1 protein-coding gene is annotated in these 464 nt (G+C 40.3%); it reads left to right on the top strand.

Translation table 11 applies throughout. The annotated features are described in order from the left end of the window. Positions 1–118 precede the first annotated feature (118 nt). On the top strand, positions 119–464 hold a 346-nt coding region (locus V7D75_RS12675; protein ID WP_333614839.1), incomplete at its 3' end, for a pirin family protein.

Here is a 464-nt window from a genome sequence, read left to right as displayed (position 1 = left end):
TGCCATTATAATTGTTTATCTATTGGTAGACAACAATTATAATAGTGTCATTGTTTAAACGAGTTAATGAATGGCAAATTCTAAAGCCGTTTAACTTACTAATAACTAAGGATACATTATGAAAACCATCTATCATGCAGCAGATTCTCGTGGCGATGCCAACCATGGCTGGTTAAAAAGCAAGCATACCTTTAGTTTCGCCAATTATCACAATCCAGAACGTATGGGCTTTGGTGCATTGCGTGTCATTAATGATGACTTCGTAACCGCTGGTCAGGGTTTTGGTAAGCATTCGCACCGTGATATGGAAATTATCAGCATTCCTTTATCAGGGAAGCTCGGTCACGGCGATAACATCGGTAATAATGGCATCATTGAAACCGGTGAAATTCAAGTCATGTCGGCGGGTATGGGTATCACCCACAGTGAAATGAACGCTGATAACAACGAAGCGGTGAGTTTTT

It is taken from the genome of Psychrobacter sp., assembly GCF_036731945.1.
Classification (GTDB): Bacteria; Pseudomonadota; Gammaproteobacteria; order Pseudomonadales; family Moraxellaceae; genus Psychrobacter.
Note: the sequence above shows the minus strand (reverse complement) of the source record. Positions and strands in the feature narration are given on the sequence as shown.